General features: G+C 58.7%; 17 protein-coding genes. 13 read left to right on the forward strand and 4 right to left on the reverse strand.

Translation table 11 applies throughout. The features are described from left to right. Nucleotides 1-24 precede the first annotated feature (24 nt). From GOV80_RS01555 to aqpZ, 6 genes are all read left to right on the forward strand, one after another. Nucleotides 25-486, forward strand: coding sequence for a peroxiredoxin (locus GOV80_RS01555; RefSeq protein WP_170782603.1), 462 nt, complete (start codon nt 25-27; stop codon nt 484-486). 81 nt (nt 487-567) lie between these two features. Beyond that, nucleotides 568-1,383 (forward strand): ferritin-like domain-containing protein, encoded by an 816-nt coding sequence (locus GOV80_RS01560; protein WP_170782983.1) that lies wholly within the window; start codon nt 568-570, stop codon nt 1,381-1,383. A 180-nt stretch (nt 1,384-1,563) separates the two neighbouring features. Then, complete coding sequence (locus tag GOV80_RS01565; protein ID WP_170782604.1) at nt 1,564-2,889, forward strand: DUF5930 domain-containing protein; 1,326 nt, start codon at nt 1,564-1,566, stop codon at nt 2,887-2,889. Beyond that, nucleotides 2,879-3,379 carry a bactofilin family protein gene (locus GOV80_RS01570; protein WP_170770566.1) on the forward strand — a complete coding sequence of 167 codons (501 nt, stop codon included), beginning with the start codon at nt 2,879-2,881 and terminating at the stop codon, nt 3,377-3,379. The genes GOV80_RS01565 and GOV80_RS01570 overlap by 11 nt, the downstream gene beginning before the upstream one ends. 90 nt (nt 3,380-3,469) lie before the next feature. Next, nucleotides 3,470-4,279: a M90 family metallopeptidase gene (locus GOV80_RS01575; RefSeq protein WP_170782605.1), complete on the forward strand. Its 810-nt coding sequence runs from the start codon at nt 3,470-3,472 to the stop codon at nt 4,277-4,279. A 66-nt stretch (nt 4,280-4,345) separates the two neighbouring features. Then, nucleotides 4,346-5,032, forward strand: a complete 687-nt coding sequence (aqpZ, locus tag GOV80_RS01580) for an aquaporin Z (protein ID WP_170770562.1) — start codon at nt 4,346-4,348, stop codon at nt 5,030-5,032. 38 nt (nt 5,033-5,070) lie between these two features. Here aqpZ and GOV80_RS01585 read toward each other — a convergent pair whose 3' ends face one another. Then, nucleotides 5,071-5,619: a peptidylprolyl isomerase gene (locus tag GOV80_RS01585; protein WP_170782606.1), complete on the reverse strand. Its 549-nt coding sequence runs from the start codon at nt 5,617-5,619 to the stop codon at nt 5,071-5,073. Beyond that, nucleotides 5,612-6,118, reverse strand: coding sequence for a peptidylprolyl isomerase (locus GOV80_RS01590; RefSeq protein WP_170782607.1), 507 nt, complete (start codon nt 6,116-6,118; stop codon nt 5,612-5,614). The genes GOV80_RS01585 and GOV80_RS01590 overlap by 8 nt, the downstream gene beginning before the upstream one ends. Before the next feature lie 132 nt (nt 6,119-6,250). Between GOV80_RS01590 and GOV80_RS01595 the strand changes: the two genes are divergently transcribed. The 6 genes from GOV80_RS01595 to GOV80_RS01620 all read left to right on the forward strand — a co-directional run bounded on the left by GOV80_RS01595 (nt 6,251) and on the right by GOV80_RS01620 (nt 12,102). After that, nucleotides 6,251-7,438 carry a phosphoglycerate kinase gene (locus tag GOV80_RS01595; RefSeq protein WP_170782608.1) on the forward strand — a complete coding sequence of 396 codons (1,188 nt, stop codon included), beginning with the start codon at nt 6,251-6,253 and terminating at the stop codon, nt 7,436-7,438. Between the two features lie 128 nt (nt 7,439-7,566). Continuing rightward, the gene (locus tag GOV80_RS01600) at nt 7,567-7,866 is read left to right on the forward strand and encodes a septum formation initiator family protein (RefSeq protein ID WP_170782609.1); all 300 of its coding nucleotides are present in this window, start codon (nt 7,567-7,569) and stop codon (nt 7,864-7,866) included. Nucleotides 7,867-8,030: 164 nt separating this feature from the next. Continuing rightward, nucleotides 8,031-9,020: a pyruvate dehydrogenase (acetyl-transferring) E1 component subunit alpha gene (gene pdhA, locus GOV80_RS01605; RefSeq protein WP_170770551.1), complete on the forward strand. Its 990-nt coding sequence runs from the start codon at nt 8,031-8,033 to the stop codon at nt 9,018-9,020. A gap of 15 nt (nt 9,021-9,035) precedes the next feature. Further along, nucleotides 9,036-10,400 carry a pyruvate dehydrogenase complex E1 component subunit beta gene (locus tag GOV80_RS01610; RefSeq protein ID WP_170782610.1) on the forward strand — a complete coding sequence of 455 codons (1,365 nt, stop codon included), beginning with the start codon at nt 9,036-9,038 and terminating at the stop codon, nt 10,398-10,400. Between the two features lie 12 nt (nt 10,401-10,412). Continuing rightward, entirely contained in the window at nt 10,413-11,711 is a 1,299-nt protein-coding gene (locus GOV80_RS01615) for a pyruvate dehydrogenase complex dihydrolipoamide acetyltransferase (RefSeq protein ID WP_170782611.1), read from the forward strand. 154 nt (nt 11,712-11,865) lie between these two features. After that, nucleotides 11,866-12,102 carry a hypothetical protein gene (locus GOV80_RS01620; RefSeq protein WP_170770544.1) on the forward strand — a complete coding sequence of 79 codons (237 nt, stop codon included), beginning with the start codon at nt 11,866-11,868 and terminating at the stop codon, nt 12,100-12,102. Between the two features lie 7 nt (nt 12,103-12,109). On the opposite strand, the gene cysE is transcribed toward GOV80_RS01620, so the two are convergent. Next, entirely contained in the window at nt 12,110-12,919 is an 810-nt protein-coding gene (gene cysE / locus GOV80_RS01625; RefSeq protein ID WP_170770542.1) for a serine O-acetyltransferase, read from the reverse strand. 84 nt (nt 12,920-13,003) lie between these two features. Here cysE and GOV80_RS01630 point away from each other — a divergent pair, with 84 nt between their 5' ends. Further along, nucleotides 13,004-13,342, forward strand: coding sequence for a TraR/DksA family transcriptional regulator (locus tag GOV80_RS01630; RefSeq protein WP_170782612.1), 339 nt, complete (start codon nt 13,004-13,006; stop codon nt 13,340-13,342). Here the strand turns inward: GOV80_RS01630 and GOV80_RS01635 are convergent. After that, nucleotides 13,323-13,619 carry a DUF7742 family protein gene (locus GOV80_RS01635; protein ID WP_170782613.1) on the reverse strand — a complete coding sequence of 99 codons (297 nt, stop codon included), beginning with the start codon at nt 13,617-13,619 and terminating at the stop codon, nt 13,323-13,325. The two genes, GOV80_RS01630 and GOV80_RS01635, sit on opposite strands and share 20 nt — an antisense overlap. Between the last annotated feature and the right edge of the window lies 1 nt (nt 13,620).

Consider the following 13,620-nt stretch of genomic DNA (forward strand, 5'->3'; position numbering starts at 1 on the left):
TAAAAACCTTTAGCGGAGTTTCCAATGCCCGACGTTACAGACATCGCCCCTGATTTCACTTTGCCTCGCGACGGCGGTGGCGAGGTCACGTTGTCAGACCTGCGCGGCGGTGCCGTCGTTTTGTTCTTTTACCCCCGCGATGATACGCCGGGCTGCACCAAGGAATCCATCGGTTTCTCGGAACAACTTCAGGCCTTTGCGGATGCGGGCGCTCACGTTTTCGGCATTTCGCGCGACAGCGTGGCCAAGCACGACAAATTCGTCGCCAAACACAGCTTGACCACGCCACTTTTGTCCGACGAAAGCTCGACCGTATGTGAGGATTATGGCGTGTGGGTTGAAAAGAACATGTATGGGCGCAAGTCGATGGGGATCGAACGATCCACTTTTTTGATCGACGCCGAGGGCAAGGTCGCCAAGGTCTGGCGCAAGGTCAAAGTACCCGGCCATGTGGATGAGGTGCTTGAGGCCGTCCGCGACCTCTGACCCCTTTTCTTGCGGTCGCCATCCGGTCTATGACGCAGTCCGATCAAGCGGAGAAAAACGGTGTCTAAAACCCTGACCCAGATGGCGACCGAAGTTCTGACGACCGCGGATGGACACGCAAAAACCGCGCTGTCCAAACGCTATGCCGCCGAATGGTTCGCCGCCCGCGGCGGGGATGCGCCCGCGATTGAAATCGGCGCGGCGTCTCCGCCTTTGTCCCCCGCGCGCCCAGATAAGCCCGAGCTTCTGTCCCCGCGCGAGGTGCCCAAGCGCAAACCCGGCACCGAGGCGGGCCGGATCGCATTGTTGCATGCGGTTGCCCATATCGAACTGAACGCAGTGGATCTTCATTGGGACATCATCGCACGTTTCGGGCATGTCCCCATGCCCATCGGATTCTATGACGACTGGGTGAAATGCGCCAAAGAAGAATCGCGCCATTTCGAGATGGTCTGTGATTGTTTGGAACGCATGGGCAGCCACTATGGTGCCCTGCCTGCCCATGCCGGGATGTGGCGCGCCGCTGAAGACACCGCCGAGGACCTGATGGGCCGTCTGGCCGTCGTCCCCATGGTGCTCGAGGCGCGCGGGCTGGATGTCACACCGGGCATGATCGGCATCTTCCGCAAAGCTAAGGATGAGCACGCCATTGCCACACTCGAGGTGATCTATGCCGAAGAGGTAGGACATGTGGCCTATGGCTCGAAATGGTTCCATTTCCTTTGCGGGCGCGAGAATGCCGACCCCAAGGATGTGTTCCACTCCTTGGTGCGGCGCTACTTCCACGGTGTGCTGAAACCACCCTTCAACGAAGAAAAACGCGCCGAGGCCGGATTGCCCCCCGATTTCTACTGGCCCCTGACCGAGGACCTACCTGCGCCCGGTCAAGCGCGTTAAACCTGCACAAGTTGACGTTATCGGCAACTTCCCGCCTAAAATGGGCGGGAAAAAACCGGTTCGTTGTGTGAACTGGTTAACAAACTTGCCCAAATCGCACGTCCCCTCTATGCACTTGGCCCAAGGGACGGAGACAACTCACAACCGGTCCCGAATTGGGGATGGACAGAGGGAAGACGCGTGCGAACACGTCTGGCAATTAAACTACATTCACTGCTCGAGCGGCACCTACCAGAACGCCGGGTATTTCTGAAATCCGACAATGATACACGGTTCATCCGTCTCAGCTCCGAGACGCAGGTGGCAGCTGTTGCTGGGGTCGCGCTGATCGTCGGCTGGACCGCCGTGGCAACCGCGATCCTGTTGATGGACAGTATCGGATCGGGCAATTTCCGCGATCAGGCGAAACGGGATCAGGCGACCTACCAAGAACGTCTAAACGTCCTGTCAGCGGAACGTGACATGCGCGCCGCCGAGGCGTTGTTGGCGCAGGACCGGTTCAACGCGGCGCTTCAGCAGATTTCGGCTATGCAATCCGAATTGCTAGCTTCGGAAAACCGCCGCCGCGAGCTGGAAACGGGCATTGAGGTCATTCAGACCACCCTGCGCGCGACGATGAAACAGCGCGAAGACGCGCGTCTGGAACTGGCTCAGCTCAAGCAGGAAGGCGGCGCGGATGCGGCCTATATGGCCAGCGCAAGCGACCCCGCCCAGATGGATTTCATGACCCAAGCGCTGGCCCGTACGGCGCTGGAACGGGACCAGATCGCAGCTGATGCCAAGGATGCGCTGGAAGAACGTGACGATCTTGAGCTGGAAATCCGGCTCATGCAGGAACGCAGTGACGAGATTTTCCGTCAACTGGAAGAGGCAATGGTCATCTCGGTCGAACCACTCGACAAGATGTTCCGTCAGGCAGGAATGCCCACAGACCGCATCATCGAAGAAGTGCGGCGTGGTTACAGCGGCATGGGTGGCCCCCTGACCCCCATATCCTTCAGCACGCGCGGTGAGGAACTGACCCCCGACGAAATCCGCGCCAACACTCTGCTACAGCAGATGGACCAGCTGAACCTGTACCGTATCGCTGCCGAGAAGGCGCCGTTTGCCAGCCCCGTGAATGCGGTTGTGCGTTACACCAGTGGCTTCGGCACCCGCCGGGACCCCAAAACCGGTGGCCGGCGCATGCACAACGGTGCAGACTTCGCTGGTGCGCACGGGACGGATATCTTTGCGACCGCCGATGGTGTGGTCACCCATGCTGGCTGGCAGTCCGGGTTCGGACGGCTGGTGAAAATCAAGCACGCCTTCGGAATTGAGACACTTTACGCTCATAACACCAAGATACGTGTAAAGGTTGGTCAAAGGGTCTCGCGCGGGGATCATATTGCTGATATGGGTAGCACCGGACGGTCGACCGGCACGCATCTTCACTATGAGGTGCGCGTGAACGGAAAACCTGTTAACCCAATGACTTACATTAAGGCTGCGAGAAATGTTTTCTAAGAGCAAAATCAACGAGCCCGCATCCAATGCGTCCGAGGCGGCAAAGCCTGCGGCTCCGGCCACACCGGCGGCACCTGCCCCGTCTGAAACCAAGGCCAGCACTGCACCCAAGCCCAAGCCTCCGGCGTCGGTTCTGTCTGCGGACCTACACATCACCGGCAACCTGAAAACCTCGGGCGATATCCAGGTCGAAGGCACGGTCGAAGGCGACATCCGCGCCCATCTGCTGACTATTGGCGAAACCGCCACCATCAAGGGCGAAGTGACTGCCGATGACGTGGTGATCAATGGCCGTATCGTAGGCCGGGTGCGTGGTCTGAAAGTCCGTCTGACGTCGACCGCACGGGTCGAAGGCGACATCATTCACAAGACCATCGCTATCGAAAGCGGCGCGCATTTCGAAGGTTCGGTGCAGCGTCAGGACGACCCGCTGAACCCCGGTCGCGGCGGCAAAGGCGGTGCGAACCCGGCTGCTGAAGTCAAGCAGTAAAGCCGACACGCAATCAATTCTATCAACGCCGCAGGGAAACCTGCGGCGTTTTTGGTTTCACGCCCCCGTTGTCCCTTGTAGTCTTTGCAAATGTTGATCTTTTTCTCGGTTCTTTTGCTGATCGTTGGCTTTTTCGCCTATCGTCATTGGTCCAAAACCCAAGCACGCAATGCGCTTTTGGCAGCTCCTCTGACCAAGCATCAGCGTCGGATCATCGACGCACAGGTTCCGCTGTTGCGCCGCCTGCCCGTCGGTCTGCGGGACAAGCTGGATGGCAAAATCAACCTATTCCTGGATCAGGTACAATTCCACGGCTGCGACGGACTGGACGTCACCGAGGAGATGAAGCTAGCCATTGCTGCGCAGGCCTCTTTGCTGCTGGTCAACCGTGACATCTGGTACGACAACCTGACCACCATTCTGATCTATCCCAACGCCTTCAAGTCGCGTCAGCGCAGGCAAGACGGCTATGTGATCAGCGAGAAAGAGATCGTGCGCACCGGCGAAAGCTGGGATCGCGGCCCGGTCATCCTGTCGTGGCGGCACAGCCAGCAAGGCGCGTTGGACGATCGCGACGGGCAAAACGTCGTATTGCACGAATTCGCGCATCAGGTCGATGATCTGTCCGGCGGCACCAACGGCGTCCCGATCCTGAGCGACGGGCAGAGTTTCGCAGAATGGGAACGGGTTTTTCTAACCGCCTATGACACCCATGTTCACGCCGTGGAACATGGCCGCCCCACGGTCATCGACCCCTATGGCGCCACCGGACACGAGGAATTCTTTGCCGTCTCTGTCGAGGTCTTTTTCGAGCGGCCCAAAGCCCTGAAAGCCGACGCGCCCGAGGTCTACGACCAGCTTTCAAAGCTGTTCCAACTGAACCCGGCAGACTGGGAATGACCTAAACATTTAACAAAAATGAATTTTTGAATTACGCTAAGCCTATTGATTTTCGGAGGGCTTTTCATGTCATCAAAACTTCTGGCCGAGTTTTTCGGCACGTTCTGGCTGGTGCTGGGCGGGTGCGGCAGTGCGGTATTGGCAGCCGGAGTGGCCGATGTGGGTATCGGCTGGCTGGGCGTTTCATTCGCCTTTGGCCTGACGGTTCTGACCATGGCCTATGCGGTCGGTCACATCTCGGGCGGGCATTTCAATCCGGCGGTCAGCCTTGGTCTGATGATCGGCGGACGGTTTGACGCCAAGGATCTGATTCCCTACTGGATCGCGCAGGTGATAGGCGCGGTTGCGGCAGCGGCTGTGTTATATCTGATCGTCAGCGGCGCGCCGGGGTTTGAAGGCGCAGGCGGGTTTGCCTCAAACGGGTATGGTGAGGCCTCACCGGAAGGCTATTCGATGCTATCCGCGCTGGTGATCGAGATCGTGATGACCGCGTTTTTTCTGATCATCATCCTTGGTGCGACATCGAATTTTGCACCCGAAGGCTTTGCGCCGATCGCCATTGGCCTGGGCCTGACGCTGATCCACCTGATCTCGATCCCCGTGACGAATACATCGGTAAACCCAGCGCGCTCGACCGGCGTTGCCCTCTTTGCAGACGGTCCTGCGATGGCGCAGCTTTGGCTGTTCTGGGTCGCACCGCTGATTGGGGCCGCAATCGGGGCGCTGATCTGGAAAGCAATGGGTGACGACTGAAGCAAAAAGCCCCGATGCAGCGCATCGGGGCTTTTTAATTATTCCGTTACAGTGACTTTTTTCATCACATCCGGCTGGCCGATCACCGCGCCGTTGGGACCGTCGCCGCGCTTGATCGAGTCCACCACGTCCATACCGCCGGTCACTTGACCCACAACCGTATACTGACCGTTCAGGAACGGACCGGGCGCAAACATGATAAAGAACTGCGAGTTTGCACTGTTGGGGTCTTGCGCCCGCGCCATGCCCACAACACCCCGGTCATAGTTATAGTCCGAGAACTCGGCAGGCAGATCCGGGCGATCCGACCCGCCGGTGCCCGCACGGCGCAGGTCACTGCCCAGACGGCCATGCTCTACATCCCCGGTCTGCGCCATGAAGCCTTCGATCACGCGGTGAAAGACCACCCCGTCATACTTGCCTTCGGCAGCCAGAGTGCTGATCTGTTCCACATGTTTCGGGGCCAGATCGTCAAACAGATCGACAGTCACGGTGCCATTGGCACCCTCGCCCTCGATCTCAATCTCAAGGCCTGTGGCAAGCACAGGGCTAGCCAGCAAGGCAAAAGCAGCGGCCAGCTTATACATCGGCGGCCACCTTGACGCTGATCATGCGGTCAGGGCTCATCGGCGGCTCACCACGAGTTATGGCATCGACATGTTCCATCCCTTCGATGACTCGACCGTAGACGGTGTATTGGCCGTTCAGGAAGTGATTGTCCTTGAAGTTGATGAAGAACTGCGAATTGGCCGAATCCGGATTCTGCGAGCGTGCCGCGCCCAGCGTGCCCCGGTCGTGTGGCAGTTTCGAGAACTCTGCCGGAACGTTCGGCAGCGACGAGCCGCCTGTACCCGCCATACGGATGTTGAACCCGTCTTCCATGTCGCCGTGCTGCACATCGCCGGTCTGCGCCATGAAGCCGTCGATCACACGGTGGAAGGCCACGTTGTCGTACTCGCCACCACGGGCCAGTTCTTTCATCCGGGCCGAGTGCTGAGGGGCCACTTCAGGCAGCAGTTCGATGACGACATTGCCGTCTTTCAGCTCGATGATGATGGTGTTTTCGGGATCCTTGATCTCGGCCATGTGGCCCTCCTGTCGTTTATCTTGCGCAAATACCTATGCGGCATGGGCGTGAATGCCAAGTGACGCATTGACCTGAGGGCAAAATGCAGGAAAAGAACCGCTTAAATCGGTTGTAACGACAAGGACAGAGTGATGGGCTGGAAAACACTGGACGATATGGACCTGAACGGCAAACGCGTGCTGGTGCGCGTCGATATCAACGTGCCGGTCGTTGACGGTGTTGTGACCGACGCCACCCGCATTCAGCGCATCGTGCCCACCGTGCGCGATATCCTTGCGGCAGGCGGCAAGCCGATCCTACTGGCGCATTTCGGCCGTCCGGGTGGCGAACGACGCGAGAACCTGTCGCTGAAACAGCTAATCCCCACCCTGACCACTGCCTTTGGCGCAGATGTGCTGTTTGCCGCAGATTGCGTCGGCACCGAGGCCGAGCTGGCTGCAGAGCAGCTGCAGCCCGGCCAGGTTCTGTTGCTGGAAAACACCCGTTTCCACGCTGCTGAAACCAAGAATGACGCTGATCTGGCCGCTGGAATGGCCAAACTCGGCGAAGTCTATTGCAACGACGCTTTCTCGGCCGCGCACCGCGCACACAGTTCGACCGAGGCCATTGCCCGCCTTCTGCCCGCCTGCGCCGGTCGCCTGATGCAAGCCGAGCTCGAGGCCCTTGAGGGCGCTCTGGGCGCGCCAAAACGCCCGGTGACGGCGGTTGTGGGCGGAGCCAAAGTGTCCACCAAGCTGGAGCTGCTGGGCAATCTGATCGAAAAAGTGGACTATCTGATCATCGGCGGCGGAATGGCCAACACTTTCCTCGTTGCCAAAGGCCTGAATGTCGGCAAGTCGCTTGCGGAAACCGCCATGAAGGACACCGCAGCCGAAATCATGGCCAAAGCGGAAAACTCGGGCTGCAAGATCGTTCTGCCAACGGATGTCGTTGTGGCCGACAAGTTCGAGGCAGGTGCCCCACATCAGGTTCTGCCCGTGGATCAATGCACCAATGACGGCATGATCCTAGACGCCGGCCCTGACAGTTTTGCCGCAATTTCCCAGATCTTCGCAGAAAGCAAAACGCTGATTTGGAACGGCCCGCTGGGCGCATTTGAGATCGAGCCCTTTGACGCTGCCACCAACGCCGCAGCCTTGAAAGCCGCCGCTTTGACCCGCTCGGGCCAGTTGGTGTCCGTCGCCGGCGGCGGCGACACGGTTGCGGCGCTGAACGCATCCGGCGCGGCCAAGGATTTCTCGTATATCTCGACCGCAGGCGGCGCGTTTTTGGAGTGGATGGAAGGCAAGACCCTGCCGGGCGTCGCCGCGCTAGAGTAATAAAATTCACGGCCCCTGACACTTTTTTGCGAATCAGGGGATTCACAACCCGAATCACCTGTGACATAGTGCTTTCAGAGGTCCGAAAAGGGCCCGTTGTTGAGGCGTTTCATACGGCGGTAAACAGAGTGTCCCGTTCCAATCGGCCCGGTTTGGGCGCAGTCGTTTTCTTCATGGTGGCATTTATGCTGGGTGTTTATTTCACCTTCGCTGCCGTGCAGGGGGGCTATGGCCTGTTCCGACGGGTCGAGATTGCAGCGGAACGGGACGCCCTGTCGCGCGATCTGGAAAAGCTGGAAGCCAAGATCGCCCAGATGGAGAACCTAACCCGTCGCCTCTCGGACACTTATCTGGATCTGGATCTGCTGGATCAACAGGCACGCTCGGTACTGGGCATGATCCGCTCGGACGAAATTGTTATCCGCTAAGCCCGACCAAGATTTTTCGACGAAAAATCTCTGACGTCGCACCCTTTGATACCCGTGCTTGCAGGGTCAGTGTCGCCGCATATTTTCCCTCGCCAGAGCATCGGAAATGCTTTATGAAATAGTTTAACGCTAAACTATCTTGCCGAGAGGGGGAGATCGCCAATATGGCTGCGCGAAAAACCACAAAGAAGCCAAATGTTTCTGCTGAAGAACTCACCACATATTACCGGGAAATGCTGCTGATCCGCCGATTCGAGGAGAAGGCCGGCCAGCTTTATGGAATGGGCCTGATTGGCGGCTTCTGCCACCTCTATATCGGTCAGGAAGCCGTTGTTGTGGGTCTCGAGGCCGCAGCGAAAGAGGGTGACAAGCGAATTACCTCTTACCGCGACCATGGCCACATGCTGGCCTGCGGCATGGATCCGGGCGGCGTGATGGCCGAACTGACCGGACGTATTGGCGGCCTGTCCAAGGGCAAGGGTGGCTCGATGCACATGTTCTCGAAAGAGAAGCATTTCTATGGCGGCCACGGCATCGTTGGCGCGCAGGTTCCATTGGGTGCAGGTCTGGCGTTTGCAGATAAGTATAAAGAAAACGGCGGCGTCACCTTTACCTATTTTGGCGATGGTGCTGCGAACCAGGGTCAGGTTTACGAGACGTTTAACATGGCGGCCCTGTGGGACCTTCCCGTGGTTTTCGTGATCGAGAACAACCAATACGCAATGGGAACATCACAGGCACGCTCGACCTCAACCAAAGATATCTACCATCGTGGCGAGGCTTTCGGCATCCCCGGCGAGATCGTGAACGGCATGGATGTGCTTGCAGTCAAAGCTGCCGGTGAAAAAGCCGTCGCCCACTGCCGCGCGGGTAAAGGCCCATATATCCTTGAGGTCAAAACCTACCGCTACCGCGGCCACTCGATGTCCGACCCGGCCAAATACCGCACCCGCGAAGAGGTTCAGAAGGTCCGCGAACAAAGCGACCCGATCGAACATGTGCGTGAGCTGCTGCTGACCGGTAAACACGCGAGCGAAGATGACCTGAAGGCGATCGACAAAGAGATCAAAGAGATCGTCAACCAGGCCGCCGAATTCTCGAAAGAAAGCCCCGAGCCTTCCGTGGAAGAGCTCTGGACAGATATCTACGCCTGAGAGGACGACTAAGACATGGCAACCGAAATTCTCATGCCCGCCCTTTCGCCCACAATGGAAGAGGGCACGCTGGCCAAATGGCTGGTCAAAGAAGGCGACACTGTATCATCCGGCGATATCATGGCCGAGATCGAAACCGACAAGGCCACGATGGAGTTTGAGGCGGTCGATGAAGGTATCGTCGGCAAGATCCTGATCGCTGAAGGCACCGAAGGCGTCAAGGTCAACACGCCTATCGCGGTCCTTGTGGAAGAAGGCGAAGACGCTTCCGCCCTGCCCGCGGCTGCGCCCGCAGCCGCAGCGGTAACCGAGGCCGCCCCTGCGGCGGTTGAGGCCCCCGCTTCTGCCCCTGCTGCGCCCGTGATAGACCTGTCGCCCGACTGGCCTGCAGACGCCGAGATGAAATCGGAAACCGTCCGCGAAGCCCTGCGCGACGCGATGGCCGAGGAAATGCGCGGTGACGAAGACGTCTATCTGATGGGCGAGGAAGTCGCCGAATATCAAGGTGCGTATAAAATCAGCCAAGGTCTGCTGGACGAATTCGGCAGCAAACGCGTGATCGACACCCCTATCACCGAGCATGGTTTCGCCGGTATCGCAGTGGGTTCTGCCTTTGGCGGTCTGAAACCCATCGTTGAGTTCATGACCTTCAACTTCGCCATGCAGGCGATTGACCAGATCATCAACTCCGCCGCCAAGACGCTCTATATGTCCGGCGGTCAAATGGGCTGTCCCATCGTGTTCCGTGGCCCCAACGGTGCCGCTGCCCGCGTGGCCGCGCAGCACAGCCAGGATTACGCGGCGTGGTATATGCAAATCCCCGGTCTAAAAGTCGTCATGCCTTACTCCGCGGCCGACGCCAAAGGCCTGCTGAAATCGGCGATCCGCGACCCCAATCCGGTGATCTTCCTGGAAAACGAAATCCTCTACGGGCGGTCCTTCGACGTGCCGCAGGTGGATGACCTGACTGTGCCGTTGGGCAAAGCACGCATTTGGCGCGAAGGCACAGACGTGACGATCGTCAGCTTTGGCATCGGCATGCAATACGCACTGGAAGCCGCTGACAAGCTGGCCGAGGAAGGTATCAGCGCCGAAGTCATCGACCTGCGCACCATCCGCCCGATGGACACCGGCGCGATCATCAACTCGGTGATGAAAACCAACCGTCTGGTGACTGTCGAAGAAGGCTGGCCGCAAGGTTCGGTCGGCAGTTATATCAGTTCGGTGGTGATGCAAGAGGCTTTCGACTATCTGGACGCGCCGGTCATCAATTGCACCGGCAAGGATGTTCCGATGCCCTATGCCGCGAACCTCGAAAAGCTGGCCCTGATCACCACCGATGAGGTGATCGCCGCCGTCAAACAAGTGACCTACCGGTAAGGAGCGACACAGATGCCCACAGAAATTCTGATGCCCGCCCTGTCGCCGACCATGGAAGAAGGCACGCTTGCCAAATGGCTGGTCAAAGAGGGCGACACCGTCTCGTCTGGCGACCTGCTGGCGGAGATTGAAACCGACAAGGCCACGATGGAATTCGAGGCCGTTGATGAAGGTACCATTGGCAAGATCCTGATCCCGGAAGGCTCCGAAGGCGTGAAGGTCAACACGGCCATCGCGATCCTGCTGGAAGATGGTGAAAGCGCCGATGATATCTGCGCAACACCCGCAGCAGCCCCCGCGGCTGCCCCGGCAGGCGCTGCGGGTAACGAGGCCGCCCCTGCGGCGTCCGAGGCGCCCGCCCCTGCCCCGGCTACTCCGGTCAAGGCCGATGGCGGTCGTATCTTTGCCTCGCCTCTGGCCCGCCGGATTGCCGCGCAAAAGGGCCTTGATCTGGCGCAGATCACCGGTTCGGGTCCGCATGGACGTATCGTCAAAGCAGATGTGGAAGGCGCAACAGCGACGGCCCCAGCGGCAGCGCCCGCACCTGCAGCAGCGGCTCCGGCGGCGGCGGCACCGGCTGGCCCCTCGGCAGACGCAGTTGCCAAGATGTACGAGGGTCGCGACTACGAGGAAATCAAGCTCGACGGCATGCGCAAGACCATCGCCGCGCGCCTGTCCGAGGCCAAGCAGACCATCCCGCATTTCTACCTGCGCCGCGATATCAAACTGGACGCGCTGCTCAAGTTCCGCAGCCAGTTGAACAAGCAGCTGGAAGGCCGTGGCGTGAAGCTCAGCGTCAACGACTTCATCATCAAAGCTGTCGCCAACGCGCTGCAACAGGTTCCAGCCTGTAACGCGGTTTGGGCCGGTGATCGGGTGCTGCAGCTGAAGCCATCGGACGTGGCCGTCGCTGTCGCGATCGAGGGCGGTCTGTTCACCCCGGTTCTGCAGGATGCCGACACCAAGTCGCTGTCTGCTTTGTCGACCGAGATGAAGGACCTAGCCGGGCGCGCGCGTGAACGCAAACTGGCACCGCATGAATATCAGGGCGGTACCTTTGCGATCTCGAATCTGGGCATGTTTGGCATCGACAATTTCGACGCTATCGTGAACCCGCCGCACGCTGGAATTCTGGCTGTGGGCACCGGTGTCAAGAAACCGGTTGTAGGCGATGATGGAGAACTGACCGCAGCAACCGTAATGTCCGTCACCATGTCCGTCGATCATCGGGTTATCGATGGTGCGCTTGGGGCAGAACTGCTGCAAGCTATCGTGGAAAACCTTGAAAACCCGATGGTTATGCTGGCCTAACATCTAATAACACAAAACAGCCGCGCCCGATTTTCCGGCGCGGCTTTTTGGTGCCCTGACGGGATGTGAGCAAGCGTGATCTGCCCGACTGTTGCTAGGTTCTGCGCAGCACACCAAATTGAGTGCAGATCAGAAACGAATGCACAGGTGCCCCATGACCTTCACGCGAATTACTCGAACAGGATTGGTTTTGCTGATGCTGGCTGCGATTGCACCCGCCGACGCCTATGCCAAGCCCAATAGCTATCCCGGCGAAAACTCGAAATACAATTCAAAAAGCGCGGTTGCCAAATGGGAAGCAGAACGTTCCAAACGAATTGAAGAGCGTAAGAAACGGCGGGAAGAACGGCGGCTCAAGCGGTTGAACGAAAAGAACAACCGCTCGAACTAATACTCACTTACTGGTCCTTTCCCAGCATGTGATCCATCGAGATCGAGGGCTGATCGCACCCTGCTTCGCCCACGATCTTGGCCGGAATACCCGCCACTGTTTTGCACGCGGGCACTTCCTGTAGCACAACCGAGCCCGCAGCGATCCGGCTGCAATGACCCACTTCGATATTGCCCAGAACCTTGGCCCCGGCCCCGATCAGAACACCGTTGCCAATCTTGGGATGACGCTGCTCTTCTTCCTTACCGGTCCCGCCCAGCGTCACTGAATGCAGCATCGAGACATTGTCCCCCACCACAGCAGTTTCGCCAATCACTATGGAATGGGCATGGTCGATCATGATCCCTTTGCCGATTTTCGCGGCGGGGTGAATGTCGATCCCGAAAATCTCGGACGAGCGCATCTGGAAGAAATAGGCCAGATCGTAGCGTTTCTTCTGCCACAGCCAATGCGCCACACGGTAGGCCTGCATCGCCTGATAACCTTTGAAGTACAGGATCGGCTGCAGCAGGCGGTGGCAGGCTGGATCGCGTTCGTAGACCGCCATAAGGTCAGCGCGAGCCGCCTCGATCAACGACGGATCGTCGGCATAGGCTTCGTCCACAATCTCGCGCAGCACCATCATCGACATCTCGTTCGAGCACAGCTTTGCCGCTACGCGATACGACAACGCGCGCTCAAGACTGCGGTGATGCAGGATACAGGCATGCACCAGCCCGCCCATCAGGGGCTCATTTTCAACGGCCGCTTCGGCCTCGGTCGTGATGCGGTCCCAGACGGGGTCGACGGGGGTCACAAGACTGCGCTTTTCCAACATGGCTTTTCATCCTTTGCTGCGCCTAGAATGCCATTTAGTGGCAAAAACGCCAAACGCAAACCCGTGATCTGCAAGGCAACGAAAATGAATGCATCGCAACTGGCAGAATTCGAAGCCAAAATTCGAGCGCGGTTGGAAGAACTAGCGGAGGATTCAGCCGCTGGACAGGACGCGCAAGCGGTTGTCGAGCTGGACCAGCAAGCCGTCGGTCGCCTGAGCCGAATGGACGCTTTGCAAAATCAGGCCATGGCCAAGGCGCAGCAAGCAAACAGGAATCTGGAAATGCGCAGGTTGCAATCCGCATTGCAGCGTATGGAGGACTGGGAATACGGGTTTTGCGAGGGTTGTGGAGAGGATATCCCCGCTGGCCGCCTGAATTTGGACCTGGCGGCCAGCAAATGCGTCAGTTGCGCGTCTGGTTGATCCGAGTGTCGATCAGGTGACGGAGCACCAGTTCAAAGCACTGACAATAGCGCATATCGTCAAAGCTGGGCTCATCCGCCAGCTTCCTGTTGCGCGCCGCCGCCATCAGAGAACCATTTCCAAACAGCGGATGCATACACCCGGTCTGGCCGACATAGGCATCGGCCAGTTCTGCTTCTTGGATCATACGTTGGCACAGGCGGTCCCGGTCCAGCGGGTCAACCCGTAACAGCACCCGCGCGGCGGCACTGACATCGCCATGAAGCACCGGGCGCATG

This window comes from Ruegeria lacuscaerulensis, from assembly GCF_013034685.1.
In the GTDB taxonomy this organism is placed as follows: domain Bacteria; phylum Pseudomonadota; class Alphaproteobacteria; order Rhodobacterales; family Rhodobacteraceae; genus Ruegeria; species Ruegeria lacuscaerulensis_B.

Bases quoted from the DNA above. Each gene is read 5' to 3' on its own strand.
- GOV80_RS01555 (WP_170782603.1), top strand. From the start codon at position 25: ATGCCCGACGTTACAGACATCGCCCCTGATTTCACTTTGCCTCGCGAC.
- GOV80_RS01560 (WP_170782983.1), top strand. From the start codon at position 568: ATGGCGACCGAAGTTCTGACGACCGCGGATGGACACGCAAAAACCGCG.
- GOV80_RS01570 (WP_170770566.1), top strand. From the start codon at position 2,879: ATGTTTTCTAAGAGCAAAATCAACGAGCCCGCATCCAATGCGTCCGAG.
- GOV80_RS01575 (WP_170782605.1), top strand. From the start codon at position 3,470: ATGTTGATCTTTTTCTCGGTTCTTTTGCTGATCGTTGGCTTTTTCGCC.
- aqpZ (WP_170770562.1), top strand. From the start codon at position 4,346: ATGTCATCAAAACTTCTGGCCGAGTTTTTCGGCACGTTCTGGCTGGTG.
- GOV80_RS01585 (WP_170782606.1), bottom strand. From the start codon at position 5,619: ATGTATAAGCTGGCCGCTGCTTTTGCCTTGCTGGCTAGCCCTGTGCTT.
- GOV80_RS01590 (WP_170782607.1), bottom strand. From the start codon at position 6,118: ATGGCCGAGATCAAGGATCCCGAAAACACCATCATCATCGAGCTGAAA.
- GOV80_RS01595 (WP_170782608.1), top strand. From the start codon at position 6,251: ATGGGCTGGAAAACACTGGACGATATGGACCTGAACGGCAAACGCGTG.
- pdhA (WP_170770551.1), top strand. From the start codon at position 8,031: ATGGCTGCGCGAAAAACCACAAAGAAGCCAAATGTTTCTGCTGAAGAA.
- GOV80_RS01610 (WP_170782610.1), top strand. From the start codon at position 9,036: ATGGCAACCGAAATTCTCATGCCCGCCCTTTCGCCCACAATGGAAGAG.
- GOV80_RS01615 (WP_170782611.1), top strand. From the start codon at position 10,413: ATGCCCACAGAAATTCTGATGCCCGCCCTGTCGCCGACCATGGAAGAA.
- GOV80_RS01620 (WP_170770544.1), top strand. From the start codon at position 11,866: ATGACCTTCACGCGAATTACTCGAACAGGATTGGTTTTGCTGATGCTG.
- cysE (WP_170770542.1), bottom strand. From the start codon at position 12,919: ATGTTGGAAAAGCGCAGTCTTGTGACCCCCGTCGACCCCGTCTGGGAC.
- GOV80_RS01630 (WP_170782612.1), top strand. From the start codon at position 13,004: ATGAATGCATCGCAACTGGCAGAATTCGAAGCCAAAATTCGAGCGCGG.
- GOV80_RS01635 (WP_170782613.1), bottom strand. From the start codon at position 13,619: ATGCGCCCGGTGCTTCATGGCGATGTCAGTGCCGCCGCGCGGGTGCTG.